Annotated in this window: 17 protein-coding genes; 7 read left to right on the forward strand and 10 right to left on the reverse strand. The window is 67.0% G+C overall.

The window, feature by feature from the left end; translation table 11 throughout:
* The first annotated feature begins 12 nt into the window (after positions 1-12).
* Genes mftF through JZ791_RS25395 form a run of 3 tightly spaced genes read left to right on the forward strand, consistent with a single transcriptional unit; the run spans position 13 to position 2426 of the window.
* Positions 13-1344, forward strand: a complete 1332-nt coding sequence (gene mftF, locus JZ791_RS25385; protein WP_216897733.1) for a mycofactocin biosynthesis glycosyltransferase MftF — start codon at positions 13-15, stop codon at positions 1342-1344.
* Positions 1341-2039, forward strand: coding sequence for a mycofactocin biosynthesis peptidyl-dipeptidase MftE (gene mftE / locus JZ791_RS25390; protein WP_216897734.1), 699 nt, complete (start codon positions 1341-1343; stop codon positions 2037-2039). The genes mftF and mftE overlap by 4 nt, the downstream gene beginning before the upstream one ends.
* A 60-nt stretch (positions 2040-2099) precedes the next feature.
* Positions 2100-2426: a putative quinol monooxygenase gene (locus JZ791_RS25395; RefSeq protein ID WP_216897735.1), complete on the forward strand. Its 327-nt coding sequence runs from the start codon at positions 2100-2102 to the stop codon at positions 2424-2426.
* A 7-nt stretch (positions 2427-2433) separates the two neighbouring features.
* On the opposite strand, the gene JZ791_RS25400 is transcribed toward JZ791_RS25395, so the two are convergent.
* The 8 genes from JZ791_RS25400 to JZ791_RS25435 all read right to left on the reverse strand — a co-directional run bounded on the left by JZ791_RS25400 (position 2434) and on the right by JZ791_RS25435 (position 11654).
* The gene (locus JZ791_RS25400; RefSeq protein WP_216897736.1) at positions 2434-3039 is read right to left on the reverse strand and encodes a TetR/AcrR family transcriptional regulator; all 606 of its coding nucleotides are present in this window, start codon (positions 3037-3039) and stop codon (positions 2434-2436) included.
* Positions 3040-3041: 2 nt separating this feature from the next.
* Positions 3042-3869 (reverse strand): IclR family transcriptional regulator, encoded by an 828-nt coding sequence (locus JZ791_RS25405; RefSeq protein WP_216897737.1) that lies wholly within the window; start codon positions 3867-3869, stop codon positions 3042-3044.
* A gap of 155 nt (positions 3870-4024) precedes the next feature.
* Positions 4025-5473: an NCS1 family nucleobase:cation symporter-1 gene (locus JZ791_RS25410; RefSeq protein WP_216897738.1), complete on the reverse strand. Its 1449-nt coding sequence runs from the start codon at positions 5471-5473 to the stop codon at positions 4025-4027.
* A gap of 32 nt (positions 5474-5505) precedes the next feature.
* Positions 5506-6999 carry a CoA-acylating methylmalonate-semialdehyde dehydrogenase gene (locus tag JZ791_RS25415; protein ID WP_216897739.1) on the reverse strand — a complete coding sequence of 498 codons (1494 nt, stop codon included), beginning with the start codon at positions 6997-6999 and terminating at the stop codon, positions 5506-5508.
* A 7-nt stretch (positions 7000-7006) separates the two neighbouring features.
* Positions 7007-8329, reverse strand: coding sequence for an aspartate aminotransferase family protein (locus JZ791_RS25420; RefSeq protein ID WP_216897740.1), 1323 nt, complete (start codon positions 8327-8329; stop codon positions 7007-7009).
* A 2-nt stretch (positions 8330-8331) separates the two neighbouring features.
* The gene (locus tag JZ791_RS25425) at positions 8332-9351 is read right to left on the reverse strand and encodes a TIGR03842 family LLM class F420-dependent oxidoreductase (RefSeq protein ID WP_216897741.1); all 1020 of its coding nucleotides are present in this window, start codon (positions 9349-9351) and stop codon (positions 8332-8334) included.
* 9 nt (positions 9352-9360) lie between these two features.
* Entirely contained in the window at positions 9361-10782 is a 1422-nt protein-coding gene (hydA, locus tag JZ791_RS25430; RefSeq protein ID WP_216897742.1) for a dihydropyrimidinase, read from the reverse strand.
* A gap of 23 nt (positions 10783-10805) precedes the next feature.
* Entirely contained in the window at positions 10806-11654 is an 849-nt protein-coding gene (locus JZ791_RS25435) for a nitrilase-related carbon-nitrogen hydrolase (protein ID WP_216897743.1), read from the reverse strand.
* 110 nt (positions 11655-11764) lie between these two features.
* Here JZ791_RS25435 and JZ791_RS25440 point away from each other — a divergent pair, with 110 nt between their 5' ends.
* The 4 genes from JZ791_RS25440 to JZ791_RS25455 all read left to right on the forward strand — a co-directional run bounded on the left by JZ791_RS25440 (position 11765) and on the right by JZ791_RS25455 (position 16719).
* Positions 11765-13183 carry an aminotransferase-like domain-containing protein gene (locus JZ791_RS25440; RefSeq protein ID WP_216897744.1) on the forward strand — a complete coding sequence of 473 codons (1419 nt, stop codon included), beginning with the start codon at positions 11765-11767 and terminating at the stop codon, positions 13181-13183.
* 440 nt (positions 13184-13623) lie between these two features.
* Positions 13624-14979, forward strand: coding sequence for an APC family permease (locus JZ791_RS25445; protein WP_216897745.1), 1356 nt, complete (start codon positions 13624-13626; stop codon positions 14977-14979).
* A gap of 253 nt (positions 14980-15232) precedes the next feature.
* Positions 15233-15760 (forward strand): GNAT family N-acetyltransferase, encoded by a 528-nt coding sequence (locus JZ791_RS25450; RefSeq protein WP_216897746.1) that lies wholly within the window; start codon positions 15233-15235, stop codon positions 15758-15760.
* Positions 15761-15897: 137 nt separating this feature from the next.
* Complete coding sequence (locus JZ791_RS25455) at positions 15898-16719, forward strand: hypothetical protein (RefSeq protein WP_216897747.1); 822 nt, start codon at positions 15898-15900, stop codon at positions 16717-16719.
* Positions 16720-16726: 7 nt separating this feature from the next.
* On the opposite strand, the gene JZ791_RS25460 is transcribed toward JZ791_RS25455, so the two are convergent.
* Positions 16727-17779 (reverse strand): SCO2521 family protein, encoded by a 1053-nt coding sequence (locus tag JZ791_RS25460; protein WP_216897748.1) that lies wholly within the window; start codon positions 17777-17779, stop codon positions 16727-16729.
* Positions 17780-17781: 2 nt separating this feature from the next.
* On the reverse strand, positions 17782-18828 hold the full coding sequence (locus JZ791_RS25465; RefSeq protein WP_216897749.1) for an SCO2522 family protein: 1047 nt from the start codon (positions 18826-18828) through the stop codon (positions 17782-17784).
* Between the last annotated feature and the right edge of the window lie 2 nt (positions 18829-18830).

Here is an 18830-nt window from a genome sequence, read left to right on the forward strand (position 1 = left end):
CGAGGTGGTGTCGTGAGCGTGCGGGTGCGCCCGGATGCTCGAATGCGTCGATTCCATGCCGGGCGAATCGTTCTCGGTGGGGCGCCGACGCGGCTGCTGCGGTTGAGTCCGGCGGGTGCGGCGCTCATGGAGAGCTGGCTCGCCGGGGAACCGGTGGGAGATCGTCCGGGGGAGCGGCGATTGGCGCATCGACTGCTGCGTGCGGGGGTCCTGCATCCGATCGGCGGGGACGGGGCGACTGCCGATGTCACCGTGGTCGTCCCGGTCAAGGACAATCCGGCTGGTGTACGAGAACTGATGGGCGCCATCGGCGCCGAGGCCGCGCATCGGATCGTGGTGGATGACGGATCCGCGATTCCGGTGCCGGACGCGACTATTCGCCACACCACAGCACGCGGCCCGGCCGCTGCCCGCAACGCCGGATACCGCTGTGCCCGAACCGATCTCGTCGCATTTCTCGACTCGGACACCACTCCCGAACCCGGTTGGCTGAATACCGTCGTCCCGCTGTTCGACGACCCGGACGTCGCGGCGGTCGCGCCCCGGATCCGTGCCCGCCGCACCGGAATCGTGGGCGGGTACGAGTCGCGCAGCTCATGCCTGGACATGGGACCCGAACCGGCGAACGTCCATCCCGGCGGGCGGGTGCGCTATGTGCCCACCGCGGCACTCGTCGTGCGGCGTGCCGCGCTGGACGCGGTCGGCGGATTCGACGAAACCCTCCGCTACGGCGAGGACGTCGACCTGGTGTGGCGGCTGGTCGCGGCCGGATATGTCGTTCGCTACCAACCCGATTCGGTGGTGTGGCATTCGCCGCGCGGCACGGTCCGTGAGTGGCTGGTGCAGCGGATCGCCTACGGCTCGTCGGCCGCACCGCTGGCCCGGCGGCATCCGGGGCTGCTGTATTGTGCGCATCTCAGTGAATCCGTTGCTGTGCAGGCTGTTTCGTCTGTGGCTGGATATCCGATCCTCGGGTTCGCCGTCGGCGTTGTCACCGGGGTGCGCACGGCGCATCGGCTGCGTGGACGCGGCCTTCCCCTGCGCACCGCCGCCGGAATCGCCGCGGCGGGGGAGCTGAGCGCGGCGAATCAGATCGCCGAGGCGATCCGGCGGGTATGGTGGCCGCTCGCGTTGCCGACCCGTCGTGGACGAATCCTCCTGGCGGCGAGCTATATCCCCGCGGTGTGGCACGCGGTCGGGCAGGCTTGGGGCGTGCGCTGGCTGGCATTGCGCGTCGCCGACGACACCGCCTACGGACTCGGCGTGTGGCTCGGCTGCCTGCGCGAGCGATCCCTCGAACCGCTCCTGCCCCGGATATCCCGCAACGACGGTACGGCCCGATGAACCGGGATCTCGGCAGCCTGCGGTCGCCGCAGCTGCAGGACCGGATCGAGCGCACGATCCTCGCGGTTCCGCTGGGCGCCACCGAACAGCACGGCCCCCACCTGCCCCTGCGCACGGACACCGCGGTCGCCGCCGAACTGTGCCGCCGACTGGCCGAATGCAGGTCCGATATCGTTGTGGCCCCAGCGATTCCGTACGGATCCAGCGGCGAGCACGCGGGGTTCCCCGGCACCCTGTCGATCGGGCAGGCGGCGCTGGAACTGCTCATCGTCGAACTGGTTCGCTCCGCCGACGCGTTCGCCGGTGTCGTGATCGTCAACGGCCACGGCGGCAATCTGTATCCACTGGCCGCCGCCCGCCGCACCCTGCACGCGGAGGGCCGCGACGTGCTGATCTGGTCCCCGGACGGCGCCGGCCACGACATGCACGCCGGTCATACGGAAACCTCTGTGGCCCTGCGGATCTGCCCCGACGAGGTGGATATGCGCGCGGCCGAACCCGGCAACACCGCACCGTTGCCGGAGCTGATCGATGACCTGCGCCGCCACGGCGTGGCGGCGGTGAGCGCGAACGGCGTCCTCGGTGACCCCACCCGCGCCGACGCCCGGCACGGTGATGTCTTCCTGGGTGAATGGACGGACGCGCTCACCCGGGCCGTCGCGCGATGGTCCGTACCGATCGGTACGGGGTCGTAAGGTGGAACTCGAACGACGGTCGCCGCAGTGGTCGGCCGCCCGCGTGTGAAGGAGAGATGGATGGCCGAATCACCCGTTGTCGTCGTGGCGACCATGATCGCCAAGGAGGGCCAGGAGGACTTCCTGGAGAAGACGCTGCGTACCGCCATCGCGGCTGTGCACGCGGAGCCGGGATGTCTCAAGTACGCCCTGCATCGCAAGGCGGGGACCACCGGGCACTTCGTGATGATCGAGAAGTGGGCGTCGGCCGAGGCGCTGGGCGTCCACGGCAAGGCGGCGGCGCTGCGTGAGGCGGGACCGGCGCTGGGCCAGGCCCTCACCGGCCCGCCCGAGGTGCAGGTGTTCAACCCGGTGCCCGCCGGGACCGACGAGCAGGGCGCGATCTGAGCCGCGCTCAGCGGGTGTAGTCGGCCAGGATCAGGCGTGTGGCCAGGCGCATATCGTCCTCGGCCCGCCGCGCCGAGGTCTTGTGGCCCAGGGAGGACACCAGCACGCCCCACCAGCTGTAGACCAGCAGCCGGATGACCTCGACATGGTCGCGTTCGGGTGCCAGACGGGTGAGGGTGTGCGAGATCGCCTGCGGTAGAGCCGATTCCGAGACCAGACCGTCCTCGGTGGGGCCGGTCATATAGCTGCCGGCCGCGGCCTGCAGCATCGCACCGCACAGGCGGGGCGTGCGCAGCAGGTCGCGGTTGAGCGCTACGAGGTTCTCACCGAGTTCGGCGATCGGCTCGGCGCCCGTGCCGGTCCAGTGCGCGTCCACGAACCGGCCGATCCGCGCGTCGAACAGCGCGGCGAACAGATGGGTCTTGGACGGGAAATAGCGGTACAGCGTGCCGATCGCGACCCCGGCGGACTTGGCGACGTCGAGCATCTGGACCCGGTCGTAGTCCGCGGCGGCCGCGAGTTCGGTGGCGGCGTCCAGGATGCGTTCACGGCGCACCATCTGACGCGGCGATACGGGCGCGGCGGGTGGGCGATCCGCCGCGATGCGCGCCATAGCTACTTCTCCGGTCGCAGGTAGCCGTGCAGCTCGCCGGATACCGTGCGCACCGCTTGCACCAGTGCCGGCGCCAGTCGTTGCAGTGCGGCGTCGGCGCCGCCGACCAGTGAGATCGCGCCGAGCGGGCCGTCCGGTCCGCGCACGGGCGCGGCGACGCAGCCGATGCTCGGGAAGCATTCGCCATGGTCGTAGGCCACGCCCGCCCCGCCACGGATTCGGCCGAGCTGATGATGCAGGGCGGCGCCGTCGGTGATGCTGCGCGGGGTGCGGCGGGTGAGGCCGCCGGAGTAGTCGGCATCGATCCGCTCGGGCGTCAGGCAGGCGAGCATCGCCTTGCCCAGGGCCGTGCACGAGGCGGGCGCACGCCCGCCCACGCGCGAGGGCACGTCGATCGCCGTCCGGCCGCCCACCTTGTCCAGGTAGTACACCTCGGGACCGTCCAGCACCGCCAGATGGACGACCAGGCAGGTGCGCAGGGCCAGATCGTGCAGGACGGGCGCGGCGGCCGCGCGCAGCGCGTCGTGCCCGATCTCGCGCCCGCCCAGCCCCAGCGCGCGGGGGCCGAGCCGGTAGCCGCTGGTGCTGCGTTGCAGCCAGCGCAGCCGGATCAGCTGTTCGAGGATGCGGTAGGCCGTGGAGCGGGGCAGGCCCGTGAACTGGGAAATCTGCTCCAGTGAGCGGCGAGTGTGCGGCCGGTCGAAGCAGTCCATGATCACCGTGACGCGCTCGATCATCGACGGCGGCGCCTCGTGCTGTGCCGGTATCTGCCGGGGCAGGCCGGGCTGGGCCGCCGCGGATCGGGCGTCGGCGCTCAGTGTCGCGGTCATGCTACGCCACCCATCTTCGGTAAAACTGAAATCAATTCTAATTCAGACGGTAGCAGGGTGTGGTGGGTTTGCCCAGACCGTCCTGGGGCGGCACGCCGAACGCGCACCCCTCCTTGGAGCCGGAGGGGTGCGCGCAGGTGCGGGGTGCTATCGAATTATTCTGCCGCCGAACGCCTCCCGGCGCTCAGTGCGTACATGATGCCCGCGCCGAGTATGGCGCCGATCGGCCAGGACAGGGCGGTCACCGACTGCGAGTGCGGGATCAGGGCGACCAGCACGCCTGCCACGCCCGAGATCACCAGGGCGATCAGCGCGCGCGGGTTGAATCCACGCAGGTAGTGGTAACTGCCCTGCGGCGCCTCGGAATACAGGTCGGCGACGACGGTGCGCTGGCGGCGCAGCAGGTAGTAGTCGACGATCAGGATGCCGAACACCGGGCCCATGAGGGCGCCGACGCCGCCGAGGAAGTAGACGATGAAATTCTGGTTCTCCCACAATTTCCACGGCATCACCAGGATCGACAGCACTGCCGTGATCACCCCGCCGGTGCGGAAGGAGATGTATTTCGGCGCGGTATTGGAGATGTCGTAGGAGGGGGAGACGAAATTCAGCACCACGTTGATGCCGACCGTCGCGATGGCGAATACCGCGGCGGCGATGATGACGATCGTATTGTTGTGGATGTTGGCGACCAGCGCCACCGGATCCGACAGCACCTTGCCGTACACCTTCAGCGTCGCCAGGGAGATGACGATCGAGATCACCACGAATGCGGTCTCGTTGAACGGAATGCCCCAGGCGTTGCCCCGCACGATCGCCTTCTTACTCGGCGAGAAGCGAGCGAAATCGGCGTAGTTGACCAGCGGTCCGGCCATGAACGCCACCATCAGGAACGCCACGCCGATGAACGCGGCCACGGTTTTGCCGCCCGAGAGCGCCGATCCCGCCCGCGCCCCGAAATCGATACTCCACCCGGCCTTTCCGAGAATCCAGAGCGCCAGCGCGAGCATTCCGATCCATACCACCGGCCCGGCGAAATCCGAGGCACGGCGCACGATGTTCATGCCGTAACTGATGATCGCCAGCTGCACTGCCCACAGCACGAGGAACGAAATCCAGCCCAGCGTGGACAGTCCCAGGAATTTGTGTGTGGTCAGCGATTGCAGTCCGGGGGCGACCCGCAGGAGCAGCACGATCAACGCGGTGGAGGCCAGATACGTTTGGATGCCGTACCAGAAGATCGCCACCAGCGCCCGCAGCAGCGCCGGGATATTCGCGCCGAATACCCCGAACGCGCCGCGCGCGAAGACCGGGAACGGCACGCCGACCTTCTGTCCGGCGATACCGATCAGATTGCTGCCGCCCCACAGCAGCAGTACGCCGACGAACAGCGCCACCATGGTCTGCCAGCCGGTCAAACCCAGCGCCAGCATTCCGACGGCGAATCCGTAGCTGCCGATACTGTGCGCCGAGGTCATCCAGAGACAGAACAGGTCCCAGGTTCGCCATTTCGCCGTATCGTCGGTGGTGGGCGTCAGGTCCGGATTGACGAGCGCCGTACGTTCCGGGGTGCCATCGGGCTCCCGGACCTGTGTCTGTGTCATGGAACTATCCTTCTATCCCGCGCTAACGGGGTCTAGCTATTCTGCGGGAACCCGAGATTGATACCGCCGTGGCTCGGATCGAGCCACCGCGAGGTCACCGCCTTCTCCCGGGTGAAGAAGGCGAAACCGGAGGGACCGTAGGCTTTGGCGTCTCCGAATATCGACGCCTTCCAGCCGCCGAAACTGTGATAGGCCACCGGGACGGGAATGGGCACATTGACTCCGATCATCCCGACGGTCACCTGCCGCTGGAACCGCCGTGCCGCACCACCGTCGTTGGTGAATATGGCAACGCCATTGCCGTACGGTGACGCGTTGATCAATTCGACGCCCGCCTCGAAGCCCTCGACCCGCACCACCGACAGCACCGGGCCGAAGATCTCGTCGCGGTAGACCTCCGAGCCGGTCGGCACGTTGTCGATGAGGGTGGGGCCGAGCCAGAAACCCTCTGCGGCGCCGTCGAATTCGCCCTCGCGGCCGTCCACGACGATTTCCGCGCCGTCCTTGGCCGCGATATCGAGGTAGGCGGCGACATTGTCGCGGTGGGTGCGGGTGATCAGCGGGCCCATATCGCAGCCGCGCCGCCCGTCGCCGGTGCGCAGCCCGGCCATCCGGTCGGCGATCTTGGTGACGAGTGCGTCGGCGATCGAATCGACGGCAAGCACCACACTCACTGCCATGCAGCGTTCTCCGGCGGAACCGAATCCGGCGTTGACCGCGGCGTCGGCGGCCAGGTTCAGATCGGCGTCGGGCAGCACCAGCATGTGGTTCTTCGCCCCGCCCAGGGCCTGCACGCGCTTGTCGTGGGCCGAGGCGGTCTGATAGACGTACCGCGCGATCGGGGTGGAGCCGACGAAGGAGATCGCGGCCACGTCCGGATGCACCAGCAGCGCGTCCACGGCCTCCTTGTCGCCGTGCACGACGTTGAACACACCCGGCGGCAGTCCCGCCTCGACGGCGAGCTCCGCCAGCCAGTTCGAGGCCGAGGGATCCTTCTCACTCGGCTTGAGCACCACGGTGTTTCCGGCCGCGAGGGCGACCGGGAAGAACCACAGCGGCACCATCGCCGGGAAGTTGAACGGGGTGATGATGCCCACCACGCCGACCGGCTCGCGCACCGAGTACACATCGACGTCGGTGGAGGCGTTCTGGCTGAACTCACCCTTGGTCAGATGCGGCATGGACAGGGCGAACTCGACGACCTCGAGGCCGCGCGCGATCTCCCCGGCGGCATCGCTGAGCACCTTGCCGTGTTCGGCGGTAAGGATCTGCGCCAGATCGTCCTTGCGGGCGTTGAGCAGCTCACGGAACGTGAGTAGGAATCGAGTCCGGGTGGCGATCGAACTGTCGCGCCAGCCCGGTAGCGCCGCGGCGGCCGAGGCGACGGCCGCGCCGACATCCGCCGCGGTGGCCATGCGTACCTCGCGCTGTACGGTACCCAGTGCGGGGTCGAAAACCGGTGCCACGCGGTCGGATTCACCGGCCCAGGGCTTACCGTCCACCCAGTGGTCGAGGATAGAGGTCATCGTCGTCTCACTCTCCTTCTTGCACGTCGATGAGGACGTCACGGATGGCGGCCGTCGCGGTCGCCACCTCGTCGGCGGTGACCACACACGGCGGCACCACGTGAATTCGGTTGTCCGCCAGGAACACCAGCACACCCCGCTCGGTCAGCGCGGTCTTGATCCGCGCCATGGTCTGCGCTGGTACCGGAGTACGTTCGGCCCGGTCGGTGACCAGCTCGATCGCCCAGAACACGCCCTCGCCGCGCACCTCGCCGACCAGCGGAATATCCTGCGCCAGTTCGGATAGCGCCGGTCCGATCGCGTCGCGGCCGATGCTCGCGGCGTGTTCCACGATGCCCTCGGCCCTCATCGCGTCCAGCGCGGCCACGATCGAGGCGCAGGCCAGGGGGTGCCCGCTGTAGGTGAGCCCGCCCGGGAACACCCGCTCGTCGAAGGTGTGCGCGATGGCGTCGGAGATGATGACGCCGCCGACCGGCACATAGCCGGAGTTGACACCCTTGGCGAAGGTGATGAGATCGGGCGTCACATCGTGGCCCTGGAATGCGAACCACCGCCCGGTGCGGCCGAATCCGGCCATCACCTCGTCCAGGATCAGCACGATCCCGTACCGGTCGGCGATCTCCCGGACGCCGGCCAGATAGCCCGGCGGTGGGAGCAGGATGCCCGCGGTGCCCGGCACGCTCTCCAGCAGGATCGCCGCGATCGACTGCGGCCCTTCGCATTGCACGATGCGCTCGAGGTGCCGCAACGCGCGTTCGCACTCCTGCTCGGGCGAATCCGCCCAGAACTCACTGCGATACAGGTACGGGCCGAAGAAATGCACGTGCGCGCGGGCGTATTCGTTGGGCATGCGGCGCCAGTCACCCGTCGCCACCACTGCCGCACCGGTATTGCCGTGGTAGGAGCGATAGGTCGACAGGACCTTGTCGCGTCCCGTGTGCAGGCGTGCCATGCGGATGGCGTTCTCGTTGGCGTCGGCGCCGCCGTTGGTGAAGAACACCTTGTTCATGCCCTCGGGCGCCAGCGCGGTGATCCGCTGGGCGGCCTCGCCCCGCGCCAGGTTCGCGGTGCCGGGCGCGATGGTGCTCAACTGCGCGGCCTGCGCGGCGATCGCGGCGGTCACCGCCGGATGCTGGTGTCCGATATTGAGATTCACCATCTGGCTGGAGAAGTCGAGGTATTCGCGGCCCGAGTGGTCCCAGACAACCGTGCCCCGGCCGCCGGCGACCACCATCGGGTTCAGGGCGCCCTGCGCGGACCAGGAATGGAAGACGTGGGCGCGGTCGAGATCGTAGGTGTGCTTGTCCAGATCGACATCTGTAGTGGTCATCGCTACACCTGCACCGCGGTGGCCGCCGGAGTCAGTTGCGGAATGATCTTCTCGCCGTATACGCGCATGGTGTCCTCCTTGTTGTCGTGTTGCAGATATCCGGCGAACTGGTCGACCCCGAGCTCGGCCAGGCGTCGCAGCTTGGTCAGGTGTTCCTCGGGCGTGCCCAGGATGCAGAACCGATCGACGATCTCGTCGGTGACAAAGTCCGCGTGGGTATTTCCCGCCCGGCCGTGCTCGTTGTAGTCGTAGCCCTGCCGCCCGGTGATGTAGTCGGTGAGCGCCTGTGGCACTTGACCGTTCGCGCCGTAGCGGGCGACGATATCGGCCACGTGGTTGCCGACCATGCCGCCGAACCAGCGGCACTGGTCGCGCATGTGCTGATAGTCGGTGCCGACGTAGGCGGGCGCAGCCACACAGATCTTCACCGCCGCGGGATCACGACCCGCCGCCTCGGCGGCCCGCCGCACCGATCCGATCATCCATTCGGCGATGTCGAGATCGGCCAGTTGCAGGATGAAGCCGTCGGCCACCTCACCGGTCAGGGCCAGCGCCTTGGGGCCGTAGGCGGCGACCCAGACGTCCAGTTCCGAGCCGGCGCTCCACGGGAATTGTAGTGTGCGCCCGTCATATTCGACCGGACGGGAATTGGCCAGCTCCCGGATCACGTGGATCGACTCGCGCAGCGTCGCCAGCGTGGTGGGCCTGCCACCGCTCACCCGCACCGCCGAATCTCCGCGGCCGATACCGCAGATGGTGCGGTTGCCGTACGCCTCGTTGAGGGTGGCGTAGGTCGAGGCGGTCACCGCCCAGTCCCGGGTGGCCGGATTGGTCACCATCGGCCCGACCGTGATGCGCTTGGTGTCGTTGAGGATTCGGCTGTAGAGCACGTACGGCTCCTGCCACAGGATGTGCGAGTCGAAGGTCCACAGATGCGAGAAGCCGTACGCCTCGGCCAGTTTCGCCAGATGCACCGTGCGCGCCGAGGGGGCGTCGCATTGCAGCACCGCTCCGAATTGCATGGGTGCCTCCTAGATCAGGTACTGACAGGGATCGCGCCGGACGAACCGCCCGTCGCCCTTGCGGCCCACGTACTCACCGCTGTCGACGACGACCTTGCCACGCGAGAGCACGGTGTCGACGTGGCCGTCGATTTCGTAACCCTCCCAGGCGGAGTGGTCCATATTCATGTGATGGGTCTTGCCCAGGCCGATCGAGGTGTGGCCGCTCGGGTCGTACACCACCACATCGGCGTCCGCGCCGGGCGCGAGCACGCCCTTGCGGCCGTACAGACCGAACATGCGCGCCGGGGTCGTGGAGGTGATCTCCACCCAGCGCTCGAGGCTGATCTTGCCGTCCGCGACGCCCTGATACATCAGGTCCATCCGATGTTCGACCGAGCCGATGCCGTTGGGGATCTTGGAGAAATCGCCGATCCCCATATCCTTCTGGCCCTTCATGCAGAACGGGCAGTGGTCGGTGGCGACCATCTGGATATCGTTGGTGCGCAACGCCTGCCACATATGGTCCTGGTGATGTTCCTCGCGGGAGCGCAGCGGCGTGGAGCACACCCACTTCGCGCCCTCGAAACCCGGTGCGCCCAGGTTGTCCTCGAGCGACAGGTACAGGTACTGCGGGCAGGTCTCACCGAATACGTTGCGGCCCCGGTCGCGCGCGGCGGCCACTTGCGCCACGGCCTGTTTCGCGGAGACGTGCACGACGTACAGTGGCGCGCCGGTCAGATCGGCCAGCATGATCGCTCGGTGCGTGGCCTCCTCCTCGAGCTGCCAGGCCCGCGCGATGCCGTGATAGTACGGGTCCTTCTTGCCCTGTTCGAGCAGCTGGCTGACCAGAACGTCGATGGCGGGGCCGTTCTCGGCGTGCATCATCGTCATCATCCCGGTGTCCGCGCCGGTCTGCATCGCGCGCAGGATCTGCGCGTCGTCGCTGTAGAACACGCCCGGATACGCCATGAACAGTTTGAAACTGGTGATGCCCTCGCCGGGCAGCTCGCGCAGCGCCTGGAGCGAGGCGTTGTTCACATCGCCGACTATCTGATGGAACGAGTAGTCGATCGCGCACTGCCCATCGGCCATGTCGTGCCAGGTGGCCAGGCTGTCCTGGAGGCGCTCGCCGAATTTCTGTACCGCGAAGTCGATGATCGTGGTGGTGCCGCCCCAGGCCGCCGCGCGGGTGCCGGTCTCGAAATCGTCGGAGGCGGTGGTGCCGCCGAAAGGCATGGACATGTGGGTGTGCGCGTCGATGCCGCCCGGCACAACGTATTTGCCCGCAGCGTCTATGACATTGTCGACGGTTCGTTTCAGATCCGTGCCCAGGACGGTGCTGCCGGGTTCGAGCAGTGCGACGATGCGTTCGCCGTCGATCAGGATGTCGGCGTCCCCGCGGCCGGTCGAGGAAACGACGGTGCCGCCGGTGATCAAGGTTGTCGACATGATGGGTAACTCCTTCGTTCGAGTCAGGGCGTGACGATGGAGTCGTACGAATCCGGGCGGCGGTCCCGGTAGAACTGCCAGTCCCCGCGCACCTCGCGGACCACATCCAGATCCAGCTCGCGGATCACCAGCTCCTCGGTGCCGGTGGAGGCGACCTCGCCGACGTAGTTGCCGCGCGGGTCCACGAAATACGAACTGCCGTAGAAGGTCACGGCGTCATCACCGAATTCCTCGGTCTCCGTGCCGATCCGGTTGACCGCGGCGATGTAGTACTGGTTGGCCGCGGCGGCGGCGGGCTGCTCGAGCTGCCAGAGCCGGTTGGACAGACCGGGTTTGGTGGCCGAGGGGTTGAACACCACCTCCGCGCCGTTCAGGCCCAGTGCGCGCCAGCCCTCGGGGAAGTGGCGGTCGTAGCAGATGTAGACGCCGACCTTGCCGACCGTGGTGTCGAATACCGGATAGCCCAGATTGCCGGGCCGGAAGTAGAACTTCTCCCAGAAGGCCGGCAGGTTGGGGATGTGATGCTTGCGGTATTTGCCCAGGTAGCTGCCGTCCGCGTCGATCACCGCGGCGGTGTTGTAGAGGATTCCGGGCTGCTCCTCCTCGTAGACCGGCAGGATGACGACCATGTTGTGCCTGCGGGCCAGTTCGGCGAAGCGTTCCGTGGTGGGGCCGGGCACGGATTCGGCGTACTCGTAGTACTTCTTGTCCTGAACATTTCCGAAGTACGGGCCGTAGAACAGCTCCTGGAAGCAGATCACCTGCACGCCCTCGGCGGCGGCCGACTCGACGAACTTCTCGTGCTTGGCCAGCATCGACTCCTTGTCGCCGGTCCATGTGGCCTGGGTGATTGCGGCCTTGATGGTTGTCATCGATGTACTCCTAACTTGCGAGGTATTTGTTATTCTTGGCTCTAAACATTTCTGTAATATTTCAACAAGTACCGGAAGCGTAAACCCGCCAGTCCGGCCATGAGGTGAAAATGAGCAGACCAATCGAGATCGATGACCCGACCCCGGCCGGGATCGCCGGGGCCATCGCCCGGATGATCAGCAGTGGCGAGCTGCGTCCCGGAGACAGGCTGCCGACGGTGCGCGAATTGTCGGCACAGCTCGGCGTGAGCCCGGCGACGGTGAGCCACGGCTGGCAGGCCCTGTCTCAGGCGGGGTTGGTGGTCTCGCGCGGTCGCAGTGGCACCTTCGTCGCCGAACCGGCTTCGGCCGCACCGCATCCCGCGCCCGCGCGCACCGCGCGCATGGTCTCCAGCGCCAGTGCAGCCCGGCTCGATCTGTCGCTGGGTACCCCGGATCCGGGGCTGCTGCCCGAGCTCGGCCCGCTGCTGGCGCATGTGGCGCTCAACGCCGAGCCCACCGACTACCACCAGGCGCCGGTGGTGCCCGAACTCGGCCGCCTGCTGCAGGCCGACTGGCCGACCGCCTCGGGCGGGCTCACTGTCGTCGACGGCGCGATGGACGCGGTCGCGCGCGGACTGCGCGCGGTGGTCCGCTACGGCGATCGGGTGATCGTGGAGAACCCGACGTTTCCGCACTTCCTGGACTATCTGGAAGCCATTGGTGCGCAACCTGTCGCGGTCGGCATGGACGAACGCGGGATATTGCCCGAGGAATTCGAGCGTGCGCTGAGCCTGTCGCCCGTGGCCGCGATCATCCAGCCGCGCGCACAGAATCCCACCGGCGCGTCGATGGACTCCGACCGCATCGCCGAACTCGCGGATATCCTGCGCCGCAGCGAGATCCGCTGCATGGTCGTGGAGGACGACCATTCCGCCAGCATCGTGCCCGCCGAGGACGTGAGCATCGGCCGCTGGCTGCCCGATCAGGTGCTGCACGTGCGCAGCTACTCCAAATCGCACGGCCCGGACCTGCGGATCGCGGCGCTGTCCGGCCCCGAGGAGGTCATCGACCGGGTCGTGGCCACCCGCATGCTGGGCCCCGGCTGGACCCCGCGCATCCTGCAACGCCTGCTGTACGAGCTGCTTCGCGACGAGACCGCCACTCGCGCGGTGGACAACGCGCGCATCCAGTATCAGATCCGGCGCAACGCCTTCACCGATGCCCTGGAGCGGTCCGGCGTACACGTCGGCCGGGGGGAGGGGCTCAACGTCTGGGTGCCCGTCGCCGACGAGCGCTCGACCCTGGTCCACTTGGCCGCCAACGGAATCCGTGTGGCACCCGGCGGCCCGTTCTGCGTCGACCCGCGACATCCGCAGGCGGTCCGGGTGACGATCTCCCCGCTGCGCGGCGGCGGCGAGGAGGTGGCGCGAGTACTGGCCGCGACCATCGAACCGCAGCAGTCGGATTATTTCTCGCTCGGAGATACGGGAGGACCCGGTCGCCGAGGTTCCGGGGGATTTCGTGACAACGTCCGCACCCCGCGATGAGCCACCCCCGATCCGGCCTCCCGCTGCATTTTTCCGCCACGAAACTCTGGTCCCCGACGATCCCGCCCGAAGAATGCAGCCGGAGGCCGGTTCTCCCACTCCTACCCGACACCGCACCCACCACCTGCCAGGGACCAGCGCACAGCCGCCACGCCGAACTGCACTCCGCGGGCCCGCTTCGCAAGGACAACCCGGCCTATCGCTGCATTCTGTCGGCTCGAACGTCCGCTTTCGGACGATCGCTGCCGGGGAATGCAGCAGGAGGCCGGACCTGCGCGCAGGTCCTCTGCGCATATCGGCGAATGCCTCGAATCGTGAGCGCTCGGGTTGAGAGACAGCGGCCGCGCCGGCGTGACCGATATGCGGCGTTTCTCAGCGGATCGGGCGGGGTCTGATTCATTCTGTACTTCACGGACCCAACGCGACGTGGCGGAGGACAGATGGACGGCTCGGCGGGGCATTTGACCAGGACCCTCACGTTGGGGCCGGTGGTGTTGTTCGGGTTGGCGTATATGGCGCCGATGATCGTGCTGGGCACCTTCGGTGTGCTCGACGAGGACTCGGGTGGGGTGGTGCCCACCGCGTATCTGCTTGCGCTGGTGGCGATGTTGTTCACGGCGATGAGCTATGGGCGGCTGGCGGCGGCGTTTCCGGTGGCGGGGTCGGCGTACACGTATACGCGGCGGACCATCGATGCGCGGGTGGGGTTTCTGGTGGGGTGGGCGGTGTTGCTGGACTACTTCTTCATCCCGATGGTGATCTGGCTGATCGGCGCCGCGTATCTGAACGGTGAGTTCCCGAGTGTGCCCGCGTGGGTGTGGATTCTGCTGTTCATCGTGCTGACCACGGCGCTGAACGTGGTGGGGATCAAGGTGGCGGCCAATGTGAATCTGCTGCTGATGGCGATGCAGGTGCTGGTGCTGATCTTCTTCGTGGTGCTGTCGTTCGGGCATATGAGCAATGCCGGCGGATTCGACGCGATCTTCTCCGCACACCCGTTCTGGCATGCGGGCACGACGGTGTCCAAGGTGGCCGCGGGCGCCGCGGTGGCGGCCTACTCGTTCCTCGGGTTCGACGCGATCACCACGCTGACCGAGGAGACCACAGATGCGCGGCGCACCATCCCCCGTGCCATCCTGCTGGTCACCGTGATCGGCGGTATCGTCTTCGTCATCGCCTCGTACGCAACACAATTGGTCGCGGCAGGCGTCCATGTCAACAGCGCCGACACCGCAGCCTCGGACATCGCGAAGGTGATCGGCGGTCGCCTGTTCGGCGCCATATTCCTTGCCGGACTGGTGATCACACAGTTCGCCTCGGGAATCGCCGCCCAGGCCAGCGCATCCCGGCTGCTCTACGCGATGGGCCGCGACGGCGTCCTACCCCGCCGAATCTTCGGCTTCGTACACCGCAACTTCCACACCCCGGTCTTCAACATCGGCCTGATCGGCGTGGTGGGCATCATCGCGGTCGGCCTCAACGTCAGCGAATCCACCAGCTTCATCAACTTCGGCGCCTTCACCGCCTTCACCTTCGTCAACCTCTGCGTAATCGCCCTGTCCCTCCGCAACCACACCCTGAACACCGCACGCGGCATCCTCACCGGCCTGATCGCCCCCTTGATCGGTGCCGGCGTAGACGTCTGGCTCCTGACCAACCTGGACAACACCGCGATCATCCTCGGCGTGAGCTGGCTGGTCTTGGGCATCCTCTACCTGCTGTACCTCACCCGCGGCCTGCGCGTATCGCCACCGGAGATGGACCTCACCGAGGGTGAGGCCGCCGCGTCCACCTGAAGACATCCAGCGGGAGATCCGCAATCCGACGGATTCCCGCTGGTAACTGTCCGGACCGGACATCTGACGCGCATCGGCTCCGACTGACCGTTTACACGATCGAGGTATGCGACGATGTATCAACCAACTGTTCAGGTGTAGGTATGTTGGCGGTGCGTCGCGCCGCGGACTTGCATGGTCGCCGGTGTGCGGGCGTGTGAGGAAGGTTCTACCCTGGAAATTGGACGGCTGACGCCTCGGAGCTAGGGAGCTCATGGACAACGCGCAAGCGCCGCAACCGGTGTACCGGCAGGCCCGGTTCGCCGACCTGAGCGACATCGCGGCCCTCGAGGCCGAGGTGTTCCATGAGCCGTACCTGTATCTGATGCTCCGTCAGCTGTACGACCTGCACGGATCCGAATGGTTCGTCGCCGATCTGGACGGTGGCGTGGTCGGTTACGCCCTCATCCTGGAAAAGCACGGCCGCGCACTGCTGTTCACCTTCGCTGTGGCCGAAGAGCTACAGCATCGAGGCTACGGCCGGGCGCTGTTGGATTGCGCGCTGGATCGGTGCGCGTCGATCGGCGCCGAGTTGATGTACCTCACCGTCCGCCCGGACAACTACAACGCCTCGAAGCTGTTCAAACAGGCCGGATTCGTCTTCGCCGAACACGACGACCAGTATTTCGGCCTGGGCGAGCCGCGCGACGTACTGAGGTACCCGCTCGCCGAATACGACAGCCGCAACCTGGGTGCGGATGAGCAATCCCGGGTCATGAGGTGCCGGTTGGAGCATCGTTAGATGTACCGGATCGCAGCGCCGGTCTTGATCCCATACTGTGCCGATCGTTACCACTGCGGCCGAAAGTAGCCCTTTTCCGCAGGTCTGAAGGCTGTATCTCTCGGGCTGCTTTCGGCCGCATTGGTAAACTCTCGCGCATGGCCGATATCGCACCGTGGGTAGCATCGATATCGACCTGGATCGTCAGGCGGGCAACGGATTACGCGACCACTGTGGATCGCGCCGACCAGGGCGAGCGGGCGTTGCTGGAGATCTTCGACGTGCACGTTCAAGCCGTCCTGGCCGAATACGATCCGCCCAACGGTCGCCGTTATGCGGGTGACCTGGTGTTCGTGCATCTCTACGCGGCCGCACGGCAGCCGATCGCCGACGAGCAGGGCTGGCGGGTGCCCAGTGCGGTGTTCGCGGCGCTGCTGGCGGCGGAGGCCGAATTTCGTGGCCCGCTGAGGTTGAGCGCGCGCCAGAACACGCTGCTGGCCGAGGAGTACGAGCGCCTGGGGCGTCAGCTGTCCGGGCTGGCCATGCCCTCGCATGCCGTGCTGGCTTATCGGCGCGCGGCGGCGCTGTACCGGATCATTGATGACGTCGATGCCGAAGACCGCTGTGGCCTGCACGTGGCGCGCGCTCGCACTCGGGCAATCTCGCCCCGATGGCGGCGGTTGACCGGGTATTTCTCGGATATCTTGTGCGGCTACGGGTATAGGCCGTTCCGCATGTTGGGCTGGGTGGTCGTGCAACTCGTCGTATTCACGGTCCTGGCCCTGCTGTTCGCCGGGGATCCGCATTGGACCGAGACCATATACATGTGTGCCACTTCTTTTTTGAACCCCTTGGGTCCGGGCGATACTTCGAACCTGCGCGCCGCAGCAAGGCCCCTGTTCGTCGTCGAATCCTGGGCGGGCACCGTCTCCATGTCGGTCTTCTTCGCTCTGCTGGTCCGCAAGTGGTTCCGGCTGTAGCAGATTCCTACCACTCGTGGTCGAAATCCTTGTGCTGCATGGCATGCAGGGTCGCGATGGCGATGCTGTCGCGCATACGGTCGCGCAGCGTCGTCCACTGCCGGGAGAAGCCCGGGTCGGACTGCAGATCGCGCCACAGTGCGCGCAGGGCGGCCGGCGTGTGGGCGCCGGGCATCCAGAGGCCGGTGAAGTACTGGAGTAGCGGGTACAGGATATCCAGGCGATCCTTGCTCAGGGTGCCGAAGTGATCAGCCTGGTCCAGCGCGTCGGCGACCACCGTGAGCAGCCAGTCGTGTGCCGCCAGGTCCTCGCAGAAGCGTTGTGCCGCTGCCAGATCGGATTCCTTGCGGACGATCAGGCGGACCGAGCGGATGGCGTCGTCGTCCAGATGCAGTTGAACCGCGGGGCCGGCCGCGCCGCCGACCAGCGCGGTCCAGCGTAATCGGGTCGTGCCGACCTGAACCGGCGGCGACTGGTCCAGCCGGGGATCGGTACGGATGCGGCCCAGCAGCCGTCGGCTGATCGATGCCAGGTCCAGAATGTCGCCATCGGTTGGGGGCTCGGCCAGATAGCCTTCGGCCAAAGCCGCACCGGCCGTTGCCCGTTCGGGCGGTACGACGTCGATGACCTCGGTGAATCCCTTTCGGCTGAGGTAGTGCGACCACGGCTGGCGGCGGCGCTCACCCGCGCGCGCGACCTGAGTGTGCGCCGAGGACTGCAGGATTCGCCCGCCCGCCAATACCACGCGGGTGCCGACCGTGCCTACGATGCGCACGGCGATCGGCTCCGCCGCGTCCGCTCTGTCCGGGTTCGGGGCCGGAATGTCCGGTCCCACTGAATCTTTCCCCGTAGCACTCAGGTCCAGCATGAGGTCGCAGTCCACGCCCACCGCGGTGGTCGGCGAGACCGCCAGGGTGCTGGGGCGTTCTCGCCACGACACCGCTCGACCGGGCATCAGTGCCAGCAGTTCGTCTGCCCGGTCGCGGTTCAATGCGATGGACGACGGCAGCAGGCAGGTACTGACCTCGCCGAGCACGACGAGGGGTGCGGCAGACGGCATGACTACGATCCGTCCAGGAGCAGATGCGACTGTCTTTCGCTGACCGTCGGCGACACCGCGACGGCTTCGGCCGCACCGGCGGCGACGATCTGTGCGGTCACGTCCTCGTCCAGATCCAGATGATCGAGGATCACCCGGACCGCGTGCTCGATCTCCATGTATCGCTTGGGCAGCATCGACAGGGTCTGATACGCGGCGAACGGTTGGGCGTCCCGGTTCAACTGGACGACCGGGGGCACGTCGGCCCAGCGGTCCGGCCACCTCGAATCCGGCTCGCGCACACCATCCGGCGCGTCGCCCACCCCGTCCGGTTCATCCGGCACACCGAGCTGCGGGGCGACGACGGCCTCCCCGTCGTGACGCAGCATCCCCAGCCGCAGCAGATGCCAGATTGCCGCCAGGAACGGGCATGACCAGCGGGTCGAGGGAACTCCGTCGATCTCGTACTTGCTCCATAACTCCACATCGATGAAGATCGAATGCTCGCGCGCACTGAATGCCTTGGGCGGCAGATAGGTTCGTGGTCGCATCGCCTGTGTCGGCGCGGACAGCGAGGACCGGCGGCCGTTGCACAGCCATCCGGACTCCGCCGTGGGCGGACGTCCGCCGGTGTCCTGTAACGCCGGTTCGGGCACGATCCGCGCGGCCACCATCTCCGCCACCGGGATCGGTTCCCCGAGCGGAACCCCGTCGACGAAAATCGAGGTTTGTGCGCACGCCGACTCCCGGGCCAGATAATCGATGACCAGTCCGGCGTCCTTGGCGGCGCCGAGCAAACGGGGCAGGATCTTCGCTGGGACGGTGTCGGCCATGAAGTAGTCATCGATGAGATAGCAGGTGCTGATTCGTGCGTCGGGGCCGAACTGGATACGTGCGGACTCGGTGAACGCGGCGACCAGCGGGACGATCCGGCGAAACTCCCCGCGCACCATGTCCAGATCTTCGGCGATCGCCTTCAGCGTGAAGTGTCCGACCTCGATCGACAAGTGCGACAACGGAACCGGCGTGATTCGGGGGCGCTCGGTAGCCTCGCTGTATCCCTCGAGCATGT

This window comes from Nocardia alni (genome assembly GCF_019038435.1).
In the GTDB taxonomy this organism is placed as follows: Bacteria; Actinomycetota; Actinomycetes; order Mycobacteriales; family Mycobacteriaceae; genus Nocardia; species Nocardia alni.

What these genes read in the sequence shown, in the direction of transcription:
- mftE (WP_216897734.1), top strand. Translation starts at nt 1,341, where the DNA reads ATGAACCGGGATCTCGGCAGCCTGCGGTCGCCGCAGCTGCAGGACCGG.
- JZ791_RS25395 (WP_216897735.1), top strand. Translation starts at nt 2,100, where the DNA reads ATGGCCGAATCACCCGTTGTCGTCGTGGCGACCATGATCGCCAAGGAG.
- JZ791_RS25400 (WP_216897736.1), bottom strand. Translation starts at nt 3,039, where the DNA reads ATGGCGCGCATCGCGGCGGATCGCCCACCCGCCGCGCCCGTATCGCCG.
- JZ791_RS25405 (WP_216897737.1), bottom strand. Translation starts at nt 3,869, where the DNA reads ATGACCGCGACACTGAGCGCCGACGCCCGATCCGCGGCGGCCCAGCCC.
- JZ791_RS25410 (WP_216897738.1), bottom strand. Translation starts at nt 5,473, where the DNA reads ATGACACAGACACAGGTCCGGGAGCCCGATGGCACCCCGGAACGTACG.
- JZ791_RS25415 (WP_216897739.1), bottom strand. Translation starts at nt 6,999, where the DNA reads ATGACCTCTATCCTCGACCACTGGGTGGACGGTAAGCCCTGGGCCGGT.
- JZ791_RS25420 (WP_216897740.1), bottom strand. Translation starts at nt 8,329, where the DNA reads ATGACCACTACAGATGTCGATCTGGACAAGCACACCTACGATCTCGAC.
- JZ791_RS25425 (WP_216897741.1), bottom strand. Translation starts at nt 9,351, where the DNA reads ATGCAATTCGGAGCGGTGCTGCAATGCGACGCCCCCTCGGCGCGCACG.
- hydA (WP_216897742.1), bottom strand. Translation starts at nt 10,782, where the DNA reads ATGTCGACAACCTTGATCACCGGCGGCACCGTCGTTTCCTCGACCGGC.
- JZ791_RS25435 (WP_216897743.1), bottom strand. Translation starts at nt 11,654, where the DNA reads ATGACAACCATCAAGGCCGCAATCACCCAGGCCACATGGACCGGCGAC.
- JZ791_RS25440 (WP_216897744.1), top strand. Translation starts at nt 11,765, where the DNA reads ATGAGCAGACCAATCGAGATCGATGACCCGACCCCGGCCGGGATCGCC.
- JZ791_RS25445 (WP_216897745.1), top strand. Translation starts at nt 13,624, where the DNA reads ATGGACGGCTCGGCGGGGCATTTGACCAGGACCCTCACGTTGGGGCCG.
- JZ791_RS25450 (WP_216897746.1), top strand. Translation starts at nt 15,233, where the DNA reads ATGGACAACGCGCAAGCGCCGCAACCGGTGTACCGGCAGGCCCGGTTC.
- JZ791_RS25455 (WP_216897747.1), top strand. Translation starts at nt 15,898, where the DNA reads ATGGCCGATATCGCACCGTGGGTAGCATCGATATCGACCTGGATCGTC.
- JZ791_RS25460 (WP_216897748.1), bottom strand. Translation starts at nt 17,779, where the DNA reads ATGCCGTCTGCCGCACCCCTCGTCGTGCTCGGCGAGGTCAGTACCTGC.
- JZ791_RS25465 (WP_216897749.1), bottom strand. Translation starts at nt 18,828, where the DNA reads ATGCTCGAGGGATACAGCGAGGCTACCGAGCGCCCCCGAATCACGCCG.